At 38.0% G+C, this 15,562-nt stretch carries 18 protein-coding genes; 3 read left to right on the top strand and 15 right to left on the bottom strand.

Annotated features, from left to right (window positions below):
* Positions 1-70: 70 nt before the first annotated feature.
* Entirely contained in the window at positions 71-793 is a 723-nt protein-coding gene (locus IGK54_RS04885; RefSeq protein ID WP_002358005.1) for a gamma-glutamyl-gamma-aminobutyrate hydrolase family protein, read from the top strand.
* A gap of 50 nt (positions 794-843) precedes the next feature.
* Here IGK54_RS04885 and IGK54_RS04880 read toward each other — a convergent pair whose 3' ends face one another.
* Both IGK54_RS04880 and IGK54_RS04875 read right to left on the bottom strand, forming a co-directional pair.
* Positions 844-1,716, bottom strand: a complete 873-nt coding sequence (locus tag IGK54_RS04880) for an aldo/keto reductase (RefSeq protein WP_277623287.1) — start codon at positions 1,714-1,716, stop codon at positions 844-846.
* A 28-nt stretch (positions 1,717-1,744) separates the two neighbouring features.
* Positions 1,745-2,107 (bottom strand): hypothetical protein, encoded by a 363-nt coding sequence (locus IGK54_RS04875; protein ID WP_002358008.1) that lies wholly within the window; start codon positions 2,105-2,107, stop codon positions 1,745-1,747.
* A 169-nt stretch (positions 2,108-2,276) separates the two neighbouring features.
* Between IGK54_RS04875 and IGK54_RS04870 the strand changes: the two genes are divergently transcribed.
* Complete coding sequence (locus tag IGK54_RS04870; protein ID WP_016626418.1) at positions 2,277-3,197, top strand: mechanosensitive ion channel family protein; 921 nt, start codon at positions 2,277-2,279, stop codon at positions 3,195-3,197.
* Positions 3,198-3,241: 44 nt separating this feature from the next.
* Here IGK54_RS04870 and IGK54_RS04865 read toward each other — a convergent pair whose 3' ends face one another.
* The 10 genes from IGK54_RS04865 to ulaG all read right to left on the bottom strand — a co-directional run bounded on the left by IGK54_RS04865 (position 3,242) and on the right by ulaG (position 11,549).
* Complete coding sequence (locus IGK54_RS04865; protein WP_002410359.1) at positions 3,242-4,411, bottom strand: N-acetyldiaminopimelate deacetylase; 1,170 nt, start codon at positions 4,409-4,411, stop codon at positions 3,242-3,244.
* A 36-nt stretch (positions 4,412-4,447) separates the two neighbouring features.
* Positions 4,448-5,149, bottom strand: coding sequence for a 2,3,4,5-tetrahydropyridine-2,6-dicarboxylate N-acetyltransferase (dapD, locus tag IGK54_RS04860; protein WP_002358012.1), 702 nt, complete (start codon positions 5,147-5,149; stop codon positions 4,448-4,450).
* A gap of 80 nt (positions 5,150-5,229) precedes the next feature.
* Complete coding sequence (gene cbpB / locus IGK54_RS04855) at positions 5,230-5,718, bottom strand: cyclic-di-AMP-binding protein CbpB (RefSeq protein WP_010819918.1); 489 nt, start codon at positions 5,716-5,718, stop codon at positions 5,230-5,232.
* A 256-nt stretch (positions 5,719-5,974) separates the two neighbouring features.
* Positions 5,975-6,685, bottom strand: coding sequence for an L-ribulose-5-phosphate 4-epimerase (locus IGK54_RS04850; protein WP_010816422.1), 711 nt, complete (start codon positions 6,683-6,685; stop codon positions 5,975-5,977).
* Positions 6,675-7,535, bottom strand: a complete 861-nt coding sequence (locus IGK54_RS04845) for an L-ribulose-5-phosphate 3-epimerase (RefSeq protein ID WP_002397790.1) — start codon at positions 7,533-7,535, stop codon at positions 6,675-6,677. The genes IGK54_RS04850 and IGK54_RS04845 overlap by 11 nt, the downstream gene beginning before the upstream one ends.
* Before the next feature lie 4 nt (positions 7,536-7,539).
* On the bottom strand, positions 7,540-8,178 hold the full coding sequence (locus tag IGK54_RS04840) for a 3-keto-L-gulonate-6-phosphate decarboxylase UlaD (RefSeq protein ID WP_010716941.1): 639 nt from the start codon (positions 8,176-8,178) through the stop codon (positions 7,540-7,542).
* Positions 8,179-8,191: 13 nt separating this feature from the next.
* Positions 8,192-8,491 carry a PTS sugar transporter subunit IIB gene (locus tag IGK54_RS04835; protein ID WP_002358018.1) on the bottom strand — a complete coding sequence of 100 codons (300 nt, stop codon included), beginning with the start codon at positions 8,489-8,491 and terminating at the stop codon, positions 8,192-8,194.
* Between the two features lie 14 nt (positions 8,492-8,505).
* Positions 8,506-9,993 (bottom strand): PTS ascorbate transporter subunit IIC, encoded by a 1,488-nt coding sequence (locus IGK54_RS04830; protein ID WP_010825141.1) that lies wholly within the window; start codon positions 9,991-9,993, stop codon positions 8,506-8,508.
* A 12-nt stretch (positions 9,994-10,005) separates the two neighbouring features.
* Positions 10,006-10,464: a PTS sugar transporter subunit IIA gene (locus IGK54_RS04825; RefSeq protein WP_010712295.1), complete on the bottom strand. Its 459-nt coding sequence runs from the start codon at positions 10,462-10,464 to the stop codon at positions 10,006-10,008.
* A 17-nt stretch (positions 10,465-10,481) separates the two neighbouring features.
* Positions 10,482-11,549: an L-ascorbate 6-phosphate lactonase gene (ulaG, locus tag IGK54_RS04820; protein WP_002360582.1), complete on the bottom strand. Its 1,068-nt coding sequence runs from the start codon at positions 11,547-11,549 to the stop codon at positions 10,482-10,484.
* A gap of 193 nt (positions 11,550-11,742) precedes the next feature.
* Between ulaG and IGK54_RS04815 the strand changes: the two genes are divergently transcribed.
* Complete coding sequence (locus IGK54_RS04815; protein ID WP_002382117.1) at positions 11,743-12,507, top strand: DeoR/GlpR family DNA-binding transcription regulator; 765 nt, start codon at positions 11,743-11,745, stop codon at positions 12,505-12,507.
* A 93-nt stretch (positions 12,508-12,600) separates the two neighbouring features.
* On the opposite strand, the gene IGK54_RS04810 is transcribed toward IGK54_RS04815, so the two are convergent.
* The 3 genes from IGK54_RS04810 to racE are packed head-to-tail and all read right to left on the bottom strand — an operon-like array spanning position 12,601 to position 15,301.
* Positions 12,601-13,113, bottom strand: coding sequence for a metallophosphoesterase (locus IGK54_RS04810; protein WP_142957616.1), 513 nt, complete (start codon positions 13,111-13,113; stop codon positions 12,601-12,603).
* 12 nt (positions 13,114-13,125) lie between these two features.
* Positions 13,126-14,481, bottom strand: a complete 1,356-nt coding sequence (rph, locus tag IGK54_RS04805; RefSeq protein ID WP_010824535.1) for a ribonuclease PH — start codon at positions 14,479-14,481, stop codon at positions 13,126-13,128.
* Positions 14,474-15,301, bottom strand: coding sequence for a glutamate racemase (racE, locus tag IGK54_RS04800; RefSeq protein WP_002358027.1), 828 nt, complete (start codon positions 15,299-15,301; stop codon positions 14,474-14,476). The genes rph and racE overlap by 8 nt, the downstream gene beginning before the upstream one ends.
* Positions 15,302-15,562: the final 261 nt, after the last annotated feature.

Below are 15,562 nucleotides of genomic sequence, written 5' to 3'. Positions count from 1 at the left end.
TTCTCAAACACTTTTTTCAAAAAAAGTGCTACAATAGAGCGTATGAATTTATTGAGGATGTGATGTTATTATGACAAAAAAAATTATTGGAATCGCTGGCAATCAACTTTTGCAGGCAGCTGAAGTGTTTCACGGTAACCAAGTGACTTACACCCCACAAGGTTTTGTTAGCGCTGTTCAAGCCGCAGGTGGCGTTCCTCTCGTTTTGCCAATTGGCCCCAAAGAGTTAGCCGCTACGTATATACAACAAATTGATAAACTACTTTTAGCAGGCGGTCAAGATGTTGCCCCTGAATTTTACGGACAAGAACCCCATATAAAATTAGAAGAAACGAATCGTGATCGTGACGAGTTTGAGTTAGCCCTAATTGAAGAAGCCTTAAAACAAAACAAACCTATTTTTGCGGTTTGCCGTGGAATGCAATTAGTCAATGTTGCTTTAGGTGGCACATTATATCAAGATTTATCGATGTATCCTCAATGGTCAGTTAAGCACGGACAACAACCCACTCAACCAATCTTTGCGACGCATCGTATTGATGTTGAACCAGACAGTCAATTATCAAACATATATGGTACAACTGGTCAAGTCAACTCGTACCATCACCAAGCACTACATACTTTAGGAAAAGATTTACGCGTTACTGCTTGGTCCTCTGATGGCCTTGCAGAAGCAGTGGAATCAACAAATGAACAGCAGCCTTTATTAGCTGTTCAATGGCATCCTGAACTAATGTACGCACGTGATGCCAAATCCCAAGCACTCTTTAACTACTTTGTTCAAAAATTATAGTAAAAACGGAGGGACGTCTTTCGCCCCTCCGTTTTTACTTGCTATCATACTTAAAAATCAAAATTATCTGGATCTGCACCAAAACGATGATCCTTATTTAACTGATTAATTGCGGTTATTTCTTCTGGCGTTAATTCAAAATCAAAGACAGCAAAATTTTCCTGAATTCTTTTTTCGTGAACAGATTTAGGAATCACGATAATATCATTTTGTAAGTGCCAACGAATAATCACTTGGGCCGCTGATTTACCATATTTTTCACCAATTTTCACTAGTACTGGCTCAGATAATAAATTACCTTGTCCTAGAGGAGACCAAGCCTCCACGGCAATCTTATTTTCGGCTAAATATTTTCGTAGCGGTTCTTGTGTTAACGTAGGATGTAATTCAATTTGATCCACCATTGGCACAACATTTGCTTCTGTTAATAAATCTTCCAAATGATGTTGATGAAAATTGGAAACGCCAATTGCTTTGGCACGACCACTTGCGTAAATTTCTTCTAATGCTTTCCATGATTCTTTATATTTACCAGCAACAGGCCAGTGAATTAAATATAAATCAACATAGTCTAACCCTAATTTTTCTAAGCTTTTATCAAATGCTTTAATCGCATTTTCATAGCCTTGATCTTCATTCCATAATTTCGTCGTCACGAAAATTTCTTCGCGGGGAATACCCGATTGACGAATACCTTCGCCCACCCCTACTTCGTTTTTATAAACGGCTGCCGTATCAATCAAGCGATAACCCGCTTTTAAAGCCCATTTTACTGAATTTGTTGCTTCTGAGCCATCTTCTACACGCCAAACACCTAAACCTAGGCGTGGCATTTCATTGCCGTTTGCTAATTTTCTTGTTTTATCCAAAGTCATGTGTTTCTTCAGTCCCTTCATTTTCATTACTTTTAGTATACTACGCATTCTTCTTTCACGAAACAATCACGACTCGTCAGGTCATTTTCTTTATTTTCAATAAATAACGACGCCAATAGGTCAGCACTCCGATTAGTGCCACAACTACAATTGTTCGACCGCTAACGCTTCCAATCCACAGTTTAACTGCAAGTAACCAGATACAAAAGAGATAAACACAGGACCAATTAAAGGAAACTTTCAATGTACATGATTCCGCAATTTCGATTATCTGACTACTAAAAAAACGACTCCCTAATCGTAAAGCGACTGGATTATGGAAGATAAATGTTCGTCGCTTGTCAGCCGTCAAGCGAGTAGCACATCGCTCATCAATAAAAATTGTTACAGGTAATTTAGAAAGTAAATCATTTTTTGCCCATTCAATTGAAACTTTCACGCAGCACTCACAACCTTTAACAAAATTATAAAATATATTATTTATTTACAAAATTATAACATTCCTAAAAAAACATGTTAAGTCTTTAAAAAAACTTTCTATTTTCTTCCCCTTTCGCCGAGAGATTTAGTATACTAAAAGAAGAAATTTTAGAGAAAGTTGGATTTTTATGTTGATACTTGGGTTAGCCAGTACTGAAACAGTCGATTCTTCTGCTCCTGATTTAGCAGAAGCGACCGTAAAAAAAGTGAGCGCGCTACAACGCTTTTGGAACAATATTAATTGGGATGCCATTGTCGCTACCTTAATTGAAAAAAGTTTATCAATTTTATTTTTAATTTTTCTATTTTTTATTATTCAGCGAATCGGGAAATATTTAATTGATCGCACCTATGCAAATTATAGTAAAAAGCAACATTTTAGTGAAAGCCGTTTAAAAACATTACACACTTTAATCATTAATGCATTTCAATATACGCTGTTCTTTTTCTTCATCTATTCTCTTTTGACCATTGTCGGTGTGCCTGTTGGCTCATTATTAGCCGGAGCGGGAATTGCCGGTGTTGCCATTGGTTTAGGGGCTCAAGGATTCATGAATGACTTAATTACCGGATTTTTCATTATTTTAGAACAACAAATGGATGTAGGCGATTACATTCGCTTATTGGCGTTAAATATTGAAGGAACTGTTACTTCTGTCGGATTACGAACCACTCAAATTAAAGCAGTTGATGGAACTGTTCATTTTATTCCAAACCGAAACATCACCACAATCAGTAACCTGTCTCGTGCCAATATGCAAGTGTTAATTGATGTCCGCATCAATCCTGAAGAAGGTTATGAAAAAATTTGTGAAGTGATTACAGAAGTCAATGAAACGTTAAAAGAAAAGTATATCGAAAGTATTCAAACTGGGCCAGATATTTTTGGTATGGTCGATTTAGGTAATGGCAACTTTGCGGTGCGAACGACCATGTATGTACTAAACGGCAAACAATTTGCGGTCAAAGAAGAATTTCTAGCTCAATATATCAAAGTATTAACAGAGGCCGGCTTTACGATTCCCAATACGCCCATTATTGCAAAATAAAAAACAGCCACCAGATACTTATTAGTTATCTGGTGGCTGTTTTTCTAATTGTCCAATGATTTTAAAAAGCCACTAACTGCCTCCACTCCAAACAATAACGCCTCTTCGTTGGGTTCAAACTTGGCAGAATGAAGGCTATAGGGACTTGCCACGCCTAACCAAAACATCGTGCCTGGGACTTTAGACAATAGATAGCCAAAATCTTCACCTGTCATTGCAACCGGTGCTTGTTGAAATTGAACTGTTGCTTGTTTGCTCATGTATTCAATAAAATTCGTGGTACATGCTGGCTCATTCACTACAGGTAAATACCCTTTCTGATCAAGATGAACAGTTACTTCACATTGAAAAGATTGCGCAATACCTTCACTAATTTCGCGAATTCTTCGCTGCGTTTGTTCATTCGTTTCTGCTGTCAATGTGCGAATTGTACCAGATAAAGTTGCTTCTTCGGCAATCACATTGCAAGCAGTCCCTGCATGAAAAGTCCCAAAAGTAACGACTGCCCCAACCACAGGATCAACATTTCGACTAACGATCGTTTGCGCTTGCTGAATTAAATTGGTGGCCGCTAAGACCATATCATTCGCTTGATGCGGAAAAGCCGCATGTCCACCTTTTCCTTTTAAGGTAATGTTCACTTCACAAGTGGCAGCAAACAATGTCCCTACTCTGGTACTAATAGTTCCGACTGGCAAATCAGGATTAACATGAAGCGCATAAAATTCATCAGGTAACCACTCACCAAACGCATGGTCTTCATACATCAACATCCCCCCTGCTTCATTTTCTTCAGCAGGTTGAAATAAAAATAAAAAGTTATTGTCTGGTTGCTGTTGACTTAATTCTTTCAAAATCCCTAAACCGATTGTCATGTGAAAATCGTGCCCACAGGCATGCATAAACCCTGGTCGTTTTGATTGAAAAGCAGAAACCACTTCCTCTTGAATAGGCAAACCATCAATATCAGCACGCCAGCCGATGGTTTTCTGAGGATTTTTGCCTTCTATGAAGACTAAAATCCCCGTTTGCCATGTTCGAACTTGCAGATAAGGTTGCTTCATTTTATCAATTTCATTAAGTAAAAAGGCTTGTGTTTCCTTTTCTTCTAAACCGATTTCAGGTATTTGATGTAGTTGCCGTCTAATCGCAATTAATTCTTCTTGCTCCACAAAAGCCACTCCTTCATTTTTTGGGTAATCGAAAGCCGCCATGAAGAAGTTTCTTCATCGCGACTGACTAATTTATTTTTAGAGTTTACGTAATTCTTCTAAAATCTCTGTTTTACTCTTGGTTTTATCATCAATTTGTTTAATTACTTTTGCTGGCACGCCTGCGACAACGGTATGCGCTGGAACGTCTTCCACAACTACTGCCCCAGCAGCCACAACGGCACCTTCACCAACACGAACCCCTTCTAGTACGACCGCATTCGCTCCAATGACAACCTCGTTTTCAATAACCACAGGTGCGGCACTTGGTGGTTCAATGACACCAGCTAAAACCGTTCCTGCGCCAATATGACAATGTTTTCCTACAGTTGCACGACCGCCTAAAACAGCGCCCATATCAATCATAGTCCCTGCACCAACGACGGCGCCAATATTTAGAATAGCCCCCATCATAATCACCGCTTGATCGCCAATTTCAACTTTTTCGCGAATCAAAGCACCTGGTTCAATCCGAGCATTAATGTCTTTCAGATCAAGAAAAGGAATTGCTGAGTTACGTGCATCGTTTTCTACAACATAATCCTCAATTTTTTCTTTGTTTGCTTCTAAAAAAGGTTTTACGTCAGCCCAATCGCCAAACAATGTCCCAGTTTTACAATTATTAAAGACCTTAATTGTTTCTGGAAACGTGACTTCTTTTAATTGCCCTTTCAGTGTTACTTTAACAGGCGTTTGCTTTTTGGCATCGCCAATATACTGAATAATCTCATATGCGTCCAATCACAGCACTCCTTTACTTCGTGTTATCATACAGAATAACGCATTTATGAGAAAAAAGTAAAGAGTTTCTTGCGTTTTATTTAAATTACTTTCATTTCTTCTTCTGATTTAGGCAGAACAAGATGATGTTTTTCTAACTCATGCGCCATATGATTGACCGCTTTTAAAATTTCTTTGCGTGTAATGATACCTTTAAAGCGTTGATTATTATCAACCACTGGTAAAAAAGAAGCATCTACTAATAAATGTAACACTTCTTCTAAATCCCACGATTCACCAATTACAGGAACATTGACTTCCATTACATCGGCCACAGTAAATTCATTCAATTTTTCAAAATCCACTGAAGTCAAATCAAACATTTTATCTACAACGTCTGTCAAGCCGATTAAGCCAACAAAGCGATCTCCCTTATCTAACACAGGAATCTTGGAATAGCGAACTTGCGATAAGACTAATGCCGCGTGACTTAACGGATTTAAACACATTACATTGGCGACATTTTCAGCGGGTACTAAAAATGTTTCTTGTTTTTCTAATAATAATTCTTTTACAGCAGTCCCTATCATGATTGGGTTGCCTCCATTTCTAATTCTTTAACACGTAACTTATTGTACCTAATTCTGCGGAAAAAGTCTTGGAATTCGCAAATTCTTCATAACTTAACAAACGAAAATTAACGTTTTGTTCTATTCTCCCCAAAAAAAGAGAACGCTTTCTTAAAAAAATAAAAACTTAGTTGTCTCATAACAGACAACTAAGTTTTTATAAAAGACCAATTAATCAGTCAATTATCCTTCTTTTTCACACGTTTCATCACAGCCATCACTGACCATAATAAGCGGAAATCCCATGTTTTCTAAGATAGTGTTTATCCAATAAAAAATGATCAATTGGTTCAACATCTGGGTTAATTGTTTCCGTCAAACGTGCCATTGAACAGATTTCATCTAAAATCAAGCTGTTTTCAACTGCTTTTTCCGGAGTCATTCCCCAAGTAAATGGGCCATGTCCATAAACTAGCACTCCTGGAACTGCTAAAGGATCTAGTTCTTGTTCATGAAATGTTTCAACAATGACTTTGCCAGTCTCTTCTTCATAGTTTTCTTTAATTTCACTTTCAGAGAGCGCTCTTGTACAAGGTACAGCGCCATAAAAAGCATCCGCATGGGTGGTACCGTAAGGAGGTAAGGCTCGCCCTGCTTGAGCCCACGTAACACTATTCAGGGAGTGCGTGTGCGCAATCGCTCCAATTTCTGGCATTTTTTGATAAAGATAAAGATGCGTGGGTAAATCAGAAGACGGCTTTAATGCATTGGTTTCCAATAGTTGTCCGTTTAAATCAGTCACTACCATCTGTTCCTTGGTCATTTCTTGATACTTGACGCCGCTTGGTTTAATTACGATAATCCCTAATGACCGATTGATTTCACTAACATTGCCCCACGTTAATTTGACTAAGCCCAGTTTTGGCAAAGCCAGATTCGCTTCATAAACACGTTGTTTCATTGCTTGGATGATCGCTTTATTGTTCATAATAACCCGCCTCTACTAATTTGGGATAGAGATACTGCTGCGCGGCTTGAATTTTTTCTTGAAAATTCAAATCCGTTTCATTCCACATTTCAATTAAAAAAGGACCACTATAGTTTAACCGCTTGAGTGTTTTCAATAAGCCTGTAAAATCAACACAGCCTTCTCCAAAAGTAACTTCCCGAAACTTCCCTTCAAATGTGTCTGTTACAGCGAAGGTATCTTTTAAGTGAATAGCAGCGATTTCAGCAATTCCCTTTTCAAGTTCAACCGCCGGATTATTTTCCGGCCAAGCAGACAAATTACCTAAATCAGGATAAACATGCAAAAAAGGAGACGGAATTTGTTCCTTAATTTCTAGAAATTTTTGTATGCTATTCATAAAAGGGTCATCCATAATCTCAACAGCCAGAATGACACCGTATTGTGCAGCTTCCTCAACGCCCTTTTTCAGACCTTGAAGAAAAAATTCCCTTGTTTCGGCAGTTTTTTCTTCGTAAAAGACGTCATAGCCAGCTATTTGAATTACCCGTATGTTTAATTGATGAGCCAAACGAATCGCTTGAGATAAAATTTTCCGTCCTTTTTCACGTGTTTCTTTATTTAAAGAGCCTAAAGGGAACCGCCGATGACCACTTAAACACAAAGAATGGATAAAAAAATCTTCTTTCACCATTAATTGAGAAAGTTCTTGTAACTGGCTTGGTGTCCAAGCCAATCGTGCTAAACGTTCATCGGATTCATCAATTGACATTTCTAAAAAATCAAACCCTAACTTTTTGGCCCATGTGAATCGTTCTGCCCAAGTTAAATTTTGCGGGAGTGCTTTTTCATATAGTCCAATTCGTGCCATTTTATCACTTCCAAATCTGATCGATTTTTTTTTGAAAATCTTTGGCTGCTTGTTCAGGATTTTTTGATTCAGTAATCCCACGGCCCGCAATAAATGTTGCAACTGCCATTGTTTGAAACAATTCAAGCGTTTCGACAGTTAAACCACCTGTGACGGACACTTCAAAGCCTAAGTCAATTAGTTCTTGAACTTTATTCAAATCTTTTTCTCCCCAGCTGCCGCCAGCTAAAAGAGCATCTCTACTTTGATGATAAATCACCTGATTAATCCCTAATTCTCGCCATTGTCGAGCTTGTTGCATTGTCCAATTTCCATATAGTTCTACTTGTAATTCTCGGACTTCTTTTTGAGCTGCAGCCATCGTTGGTAAGGTGGCGCAACAAATGACCGTCATGAAATCAGCGCCTGCTTGTGCGACATTACGAGCAACTGTACCGCCCGCATCAGCACATTTTGTATCAGCAACAATTGTTTTATTAGGAAACATGCGTTTTAAACAACGAATTGCTTTTTGGCCTTCTTGTAAACACAAAATAGTGCCAACTTCGATAATATCGACAATTTCTCCGACTTTCATACAATCTGCTAAAGCGTCTTCTAATCTATTATGATCTAAAGCGATTTGTAAGTTTGGTCTTTTCATCTTTCCCATCCTTTTATTCAGATTTTTGATAACGATCTGAAGCCATATATTTTTCTTGAATTTCTTTTGCAGACATTACATTTTTAATGCCAATCACTGTGACTCCGCGTTTTTCTGCTTGCTGAAACATTTGTAAAAAATTGACTGGAGTAAAAACAACGTCGTATTGGCTAGCAGAGCTTTTTCCTTCTGAAATGGCGCAATGATGAATTTTTGTAATCGGTACACCTAGTTCTTTCATTGCTTTTTCAACACTCCGCATCATCATTAGACTCGTGCCAGAACCATTGGCACAGGAAACAAGTATTCTCATTTTAAATTCCTCCTTTAATTCTCTTGAAATTTTTTAGCATATTGTTCATAATCATTGACAATCATAAAGTAACCTTCTGGATTTCTCCGATACTGAAGTTGCGGAATTATTAGTAACCCAATCACCACCACTGCTACGCCAACATAGCCTAGAACTTTCATAATGATTGTAAATAACGGCCAAGCTGTTGCCCAATCGAACATGCCCAAATAACCGCCATATTGAGATAATCCAATCCATGTAGCAAATAAAGCTGAGCCACCTACTTGGATTAAACCTGAAAGGAATGGGAATAAACAAGCAGCTTTTACTCCGCCACGATTATTTGCATAAACAGCTATGACAGCGTTATCAAAAAACAATGGGATAAAACCCGCAATAACGATTGTCGGAGACTTTAATAGAATCAGTAAGCCAATCATTAAAAACTGGCCTAATGCGCCAAAGAGGAACCCAATTGTTACTGCGTTGGGCGAACCAAACCCGAAAGTCGCTGCTACGTCAATCCCAGGAACAGCGCCTGGTAAAATGGTATTTGAAATCCCTTGGAATGACTGCGTCAACTCGTCAACAAAGGTTCTAACGCCTAATTGTAAGATAGCTAAATAGACAGCAAAATTTAATGAAGTGGTCATGATATAAAAGAAGAAACTCTGCCCTTCTTGCATAAATTTAGCTTGAATTAAATAATCTTGTCCCAAAACAAGCAAGATAATGCCAAAGAAAAAGAGCATCAAAATAGACGTAGCAACCATATTTTCATTAAAAATGGATAGAAATCCTGGTAATTCGATATCTTCCAATTTTTTATCGACCTTCTCTGAACGATGTTTCTTTTGATCACGTTTTTTCAACCATTCTGCTAATTTTGCAAAAATAAATATGCCAAACATTTGTTGATGGGCTACCGCAAAACCAGCACCTTCTGTTAATTCCTGCGTAATCCCTACCGTTAAATTTGAAGCAACTGCCCAATAACACCCAAGAATTAAGCCCATAAAAATTAGTACTTCGATTCTACCTAAGTTAGGAAAACAAAAGAGTAAAATCCAGAAAGCGGTAGCTGCTTGTTGAATCTGAACATTCCCTGTTGTAAAAACGGCTCTCAATTTTGTATATTTTTGAAAACGAACCAACAAAATATTCATAATAAATGCGATCAATAACAAAATCATCACATCACTAAAGGTTCGTCCAAAGGTTTTCATCAATCCTGCATCGACTGCATTTTGCCCGAAATATGGATCGGTAACCATTGCCTGTAAATTAAATCGCTCTTTCAAGCCTACTAGAATAGGGCGAAAATTATTAACCAAACCACCAGAACCAACACTCAAAATAAAATAACCAACTGTCGCTTTCAGAAAACCTGCTAAACATTCATAAAAGGGCCTCCGTAACAAGAGATAACCTAATAACACGATGAAACCAATCAAATATGCTGGCTGTGTTAAAACGTTCGTAGCAAAATAAGTCCAACTATTTAACAAGAACTCCCCCATTGATTTTTCCCCCTATAATTGATATTTCTCCATAACTTCTTTAAAATCCATTGGCGTGTTTGTTGCTAACAAGTCAGCAATCACGCCATCCGTCATCAATAAATCCATCAATTGCTGAATATTTTCAAGATGTTCGGCGGGATTTTGGGCTGCCAATGTAAAAAATAATGTTGCTGTTTTTGCTTCTTGATCGCCAGCAAAAGTGACTGCTTGCTTAAATTTTGTAAAAGAAATGGCCGTTCCAAAAACGCCTGCGCTTTCCTCTGATGAATGTGGCATGGCTACTTCAGGAGCAATGATGATATAAGGTCCAAACGTTTCGACACACTGAATAATCTCATCGACATAACTCTGATCGATGACGTGTTTTTGGAGTAAAATCAAACAACTTTCCTGAATCGCCTCTTGCCAACTAACCGGTTCTTTATCAGGGTAATGAATAAGCTCTTGCTCCCAAAAATAAGTTAACATTGTACATCCAGCCTTTCTTACAAGAATGAAGGAAATGGTGTATCATTTTCTTTAACAAAAACATCATCAAAGCCACGATCAAAGTTAAATTCTAAGTTGTCTTTGTCATCTGGATAAACAAATTTGCCACCCACTTGCCAAATATATGGTTTAAATTGATAATGTAAACGATCTTTTTTAAATTTCCAAATTTCCATGATTTCTTTTGGATCCGCCATAAAATTAGACCAAATATCATAATGAACAGGAATGACTACTTTCGCATTTAAAGATTCTGCCATTCTCAACATATCAACAGAAGTTATTTTATCTGTGATACCGCGAGGATTTTCGCCATATGCTCCTAAGCAAACATCAATTGCATATTGATTACCATGTTTCGCAAACAAGTTAGAATAATGAGAGTCTCCGGCGTGATATACCGTACCACCTGAGGTTTCAAATAGATAATTGACAGCTAGTTCATTCATGTCCTGAGGCATTTTACCTTTAAATGTATTTTCAGGATCATCAGAAGTAATTAGCGCGGTTCGATCAAAAGCTTCCAAGGCCACTACATTCACATCATTCACTTTTATTTCTTGACCAGGCTCTATAACCCGTGTTTTTTCTGCCGGAACACCCCAACGTTGCCATGTTTTCACTACTTCTTTTGGACCAATAAATAGAGCCTTAGGACAATTTTGATGAACAGCAGCAGCTGTGTGAATATCCAAATGGTCTGAATGAATATGTGTGACAACTAAAGCATCTACCTCTTTTATTTCAAAAGGATCAATCACAAAAGGTTGTGTTCTTAAATTAGGTTGCATTTTTTGGCAACCACTCATGCGCATCATTTGATGGCCATTTTTCATTAAGCCGTTCCCGTGCGTTTGTTTTCCTGTTCCACACCATAAATCACATAAAATATTCGTGTTCTCATGCGTTTTCAGCCAAATGCCTGTACAACCAAGCCACCAGAGTGCAACCGTTCCTTGAAGCACATTTGTCTGATTAATTTCTTCGTTTAAATAAGTGCCCCATTCTGGAAATGTCGCCTTCAACCAACTTTCTTTTGTAATTTCATGAATCGATTTGCTCATGCTACCACTCCTCTTCTCAAATGATTGTGTTATGCTTTATAAGAAAATCATAGCCGCAAAAAATCACAATGAAAACCCTTTTATATGATTGTTTGCACTTTTAATGATTCTTTTACGTGTTTTGTTTTCCTATGAGTTATACTATTTCATGGGGGACAGTGTCCAAAAAAATAACTAAAGGAGGTTGTATTACTTGAAAAGTTCATTAGAAACCATTGAAAAAAGGCAACAAAATATTCTCGCGCTGCTGCAAAAAAACAAACAAATGACTACCTATAAATTAGCAGATGCTTTAAATGTTTCCTTAAGCACAATTCGTCGTGATTTAAATGTCTTAGAAACTAAGAATGACATCATTCGAAAATATGGGTATTGTATTTACAACGACCAAAATCAGAAAGACTTTGATCAATCAGGACCGGAGTTATTAAAACAAGCCATTGCTCGTGTTGCTTGTAGCTATCTAAGTGATTATGATACCGTTTTCATTAATTCGAGTTCCACTGCTTTGAATATTCTCCATTATTTAAAGGCCGACCATCTGACCATCGTAACGAATAATTTAAAAATTGCAACCAAGCCTCATGTTTCTCAATACAATTATATTTTGACCGGAGGCGAATTACGTTTTCCCAAAGAAGTTCTGGTAGGAGATATTGCCATTAACACAATCACCGCAACGCATGCCGATGTTTGCGTAATTGGCTGTAGCGGGGTCAGTTTAGAACATGGCGTCACTACAAAAATTTTCAATGAAGCAAAAATTAATGAGCTTATGATAAAACAAACAACAAAAGTAAAAATTCTGGTCGCGGACCATCGAAAAATCGGCTTGACATCTAAATTTAAAATTGCTGATATTACTGCTTTTGATTGCTTGATTACAGACAAACATTGCTCATCAACTTTAATTACAGAACTTCGTAAGACCGGCTTAAAGGTTATCCAAGTCGACTAAAAAAAGAGCGTAGGACAAAAATCCAAAAGAGATTTTTGTCCTACGCTCAAAATCTGATAAATAAAAAAGGAGCACTTATTTCTTAACATTCACTTACTTCGTAAACGTCGCCTTTAATCGTTCCAACGGTTGGTGCTCTTTGTTATAATACTGAACGAGATATTGTTCAGGTGTACTTTCAATTATGGCATATGTTTTCTCTTGAACTGGTCCACGAGGTAAACGAATACTTCCCGGATTAACAAAGAGAATGTTATTGTGTCGCTCTGCGCCAAGTACATGAGTGTGACCAAATAAGGCAATTGTCGCTCCTGCTTCTTCCGCTTGTAAAGCAAGTGTCGTGAGTCCCATTCTAACATTGGCTAAATGACCATGTGTCATATAAATAACTTGATCCCCCACTTTTTTAGTCACAGTTTTGGGAAATTCATCATAAAAATCACAATTTCCTTGCACTACAATGAATTTTTGCCAAAGTTCATCTGTCAGTTCTAATTCAGAATCACCACAGTGAAAGAGTGCATCGACTTGTCCTTCATAATGATTCACTAAGTCAACTAAACAGTCACGGTCGCCATGATTATCGCTTACTACCAAGATTTTCATACGTTTCAACTCCTATTTTTTTAGCCATTCTTCCCATTGTTCTTTTAATTTTGCCACTGCTTGTCCACGATGACTAACTTTATTTTTCTCTTCTCCAGACAATTCAGCTGCCGTCTTACCAAGCTCTGGGACATAGAAAAGTGAATCGTACCCAAAGCCTCCTTCACCACGAGGAATCGTGCCGACTTCTCCGGGCCATTCAGCTTCGACCACCAGACTTTCTTTCTTTGGTTCAGCAAAAACCAATGTACAATGGAAACGCGCTTGTCTTTTTTCTTTTGGCACGCCCGTTAACTCATGCAATAGTTTCGCATTATTTGAAGCATCGTTAGTTGGTTCACCAGCAAAACGAGCAGAATAGATTCCTGGCATTCCCCCTAACGCATCAACAATTAATCCTGAATCATCTGCTAATACTGGTTTCTGTAAAATTTCTGCAATTGTTTCAGCTTTTAGACGAGCATTTTCTTCAAATGTTCGACCAGTTTCTTCTACATCTGGCAAATTCGGATAATCTAATAACGTCTTAACTGTATATCCTTTTTCACCAAAAATTGAACTAAACTCTTTCGCTTTACCAGGATTTCTAGTCGCAATGACAATCACTTTCTCTTCTAAATCTTGCGAAGGGACTTCTTCAGAGGCTAAAGCATAAAGTGCTTCTTTCTGATACGCAATTAATTCCTCAATCCCTGTTTTTCCATAAAAGAGCATGGCATTTAACTCATCTCCTGAGAAGGTAGCTTCTTCACCCGTTCCTTGAATTTCCACAAATTCACCAGACTCGGTCATCACGATGTTCATATCCACTGCAGCATTCGAGTCCTCTGCGTAATCTAAGTCCAGCACACAATAACCATCGGGTAAAATACCTACGCTGACAGCAGCTAAATGCTCTTTAATTGGGTCTTCCGCTAGTGCACCAGTCATCAATAAATGATTGACTGCTAAGCGTAGAGCAACAAAAGCGCCTGTAATACTAGCTGTACGGGTTCCCCCATCTGCTTGAATCACATCACAATCGACAACAATGCTCCGTTCCCCTAACTTTTCTAAGTCAACAACAGCTCGCAATGACCGCCCAATCAAACGTTGAATCTCCATTGTTCGCCCTGTTAATTTTCCTTTCGCACTTTCCCGAATATTTCTTGTGTTCGTCGCGCGAGGGAGCATGCTATATTCAGCTGCTACCCAACCTGTTCCCCCGCCTCGTAAAAATGGGGGAACCTTTTCTTCGACAGTGGCTGAGCAAATTACTTTTGTATCGCCAAACGAAATAACCACCGAACCTTCTGGATGTTTAAAAACATTGGTTTCAATAGTGATCTTTCGCAATTCTTTTGGTGCACGACTATCATGTCTAATCATTTTCGTTTCCTCCTAAGTGAATCTGTTGTGCTTTTAAGTTCTCTATACCAAGCCAACTGCTTGCAATCTCTTCAAACATTTTTGCAGAACCAGTTGTATAAAATTCATGGGGCTGTGTAGGCGCTTCAGGCGTATGGGCAATGTCAAAATAATCGAGAAGCATGCTAACTTCGCCAACTGTTTCGGCTCCTGAGTCAATTAATGTCACATGACTTCCCATCACATTTTGAATCACCGGACGTAACAACGGGTAATGGGTACAACCTAAAATCAACGTATCAAGTCCTTTTAATTGTAATGCTTGAAGTGTTTCTGCCACAATTTTTTTTGCTACGGAAGAACGATATTGATTACTTTCAACAATGGGGACAAATTTAGGGCAAGCTAAACTAGTCACCTCAATTGCTGGTGCCTTACTTTTAATGGCGATTTCATAGGAAGCACTTTTGATTGTCCCTAAGGTACCTATGACACCAATTTTGTTATTTTTTGTGACTTTAACGGCTGCTCGTGCGCCAGGTAAAATAACACCGACAACTGGAATTGGCAAGGCAGCTTTAATTTCTTCTAATGCGACAGCCGTCGCGGTATTACATGCGATTACTAGCATTTTTATTCGTTTTTTCAATAAAAAATCGGCCATTTCCCAAGTAAACTGAACGACTTGTTCGGCTGGTCGTGGACCATATGGGCAACGGGCTGTATCTCCTAAATAAATTAATCGTTCATTTGGTAATTGCTTTAGCGCTTCCTTTAAAACAGTTAATCCACCAACGCCAGAATCAATTAATCCAATGGCTTCTTGATTGCTCATTCTCATCCTACCTTTGCCTTTTATTCACTGCCTTTATTTTCTACTTTTTAAGGACTATTGTCAATTTTTCCTGTTTTGCTCTCATTTATTTCTTTTTTTGAAGGAAATCTTTTTCGATTAAAAAACTAGTAATTCATTTTTTTGTATGTTATAATTCCTAACATTAAGAATACAATTAGAAATACATTTGGTTAATTTAATTTAAATAACACGTTTCTCACCGAATCCTCTGTTATCTTTTCTACCAAATGATTGCAAAGGAGACTG

The organism is Enterococcus sp. DIV2384 (genome assembly GCF_050534975.1).
In the GTDB taxonomy this organism is placed as follows: Bacteria; Bacillota; Bacilli; order Lactobacillales; family Enterococcaceae; genus Enterococcus; species Enterococcus faecalis.
Note: the sequence above shows the minus strand (reverse complement) of the source record. Positions and strands in the feature narration are given on the sequence as shown.

What these genes read in the sequence shown, in the direction of transcription:
- IGK54_RS04885 (WP_002358005.1), top strand. Translation starts at nt 71, where the DNA reads ATGACAAAAAAAATTATTGGAATCGCTGGCAATCAACTTTTGCAGGCA.
- IGK54_RS04880 (WP_277623287.1), bottom strand. Translation starts at nt 1,716, where the DNA reads ATGCGTAGTATACTAAAAGTAATGAAAATGAAGGGACTGAAGAAACAC.
- IGK54_RS04870 (WP_016626418.1), top strand. Translation starts at nt 2,277, where the DNA reads ATGTTGATACTTGGGTTAGCCAGTACTGAAACAGTCGATTCTTCTGCT.
- IGK54_RS04865 (WP_002410359.1), bottom strand. Translation starts at nt 4,411, where the DNA reads ATGGCGGCTTTCGATTACCCAAAAAATGAAGGAGTGGCTTTTGTGGAG.
- cbpB (WP_010819918.1), bottom strand. Translation starts at nt 5,718, where the DNA reads ATGATAGGGACTGCTGTAAAAGAATTATTATTAGAAAAACAAGAAACA.
- IGK54_RS04850 (WP_010816422.1), bottom strand. Translation starts at nt 6,685, where the DNA reads ATGAACAATAAAGCGATCATCCAAGCAATGAAACAACGTGTTTATGAA.
- IGK54_RS04845 (WP_002397790.1), bottom strand. Translation starts at nt 7,535, where the DNA reads ATGGCACGAATTGGACTATATGAAAAAGCACTCCCGCAAAATTTAACT.
- IGK54_RS04840 (WP_010716941.1), bottom strand. Translation starts at nt 8,178, where the DNA reads ATGAAAAGACCAAACTTACAAATCGCTTTAGATCATAATAGATTAGAA.
- IGK54_RS04835 (WP_002358018.1), bottom strand. Translation starts at nt 8,491, where the DNA reads ATGAGAATACTTGTTTCCTGTGCCAATGGTTCTGGCACGAGTCTAATG.
- IGK54_RS04830 (WP_010825141.1), bottom strand. Translation starts at nt 9,993, where the DNA reads ATGGGGGAGTTCTTGTTAAATAGTTGGACTTATTTTGCTACGAACGTT.
- IGK54_RS04825 (WP_010712295.1), bottom strand. Translation starts at nt 10,464, where the DNA reads ATGTTAACTTATTTTTGGGAGCAAGAGCTTATTCATTACCCTGATAAA.
- ulaG (WP_002360582.1), bottom strand. Translation starts at nt 11,549, where the DNA reads ATGAGCAAATCGATTCATGAAATTACAAAAGAAAGTTGGTTGAAGGCG.
- IGK54_RS04810 (WP_142957616.1), bottom strand. Translation starts at nt 13,113, where the DNA reads ATGAAAATCTTGGTAGTAAGCGATAATCATGGCGACCGTGACTGTTTA.
- rph (WP_010824535.1), bottom strand. Translation starts at nt 14,481, where the DNA reads ATGATTAGACATGATAGTCGTGCACCAAAAGAATTGCGAAAGATCACT.
- racE (WP_002358027.1), bottom strand. Translation starts at nt 15,301, where the DNA reads ATGAGAATGAGCAATCAAGAAGCCATTGGATTAATTGATTCTGGCGTT.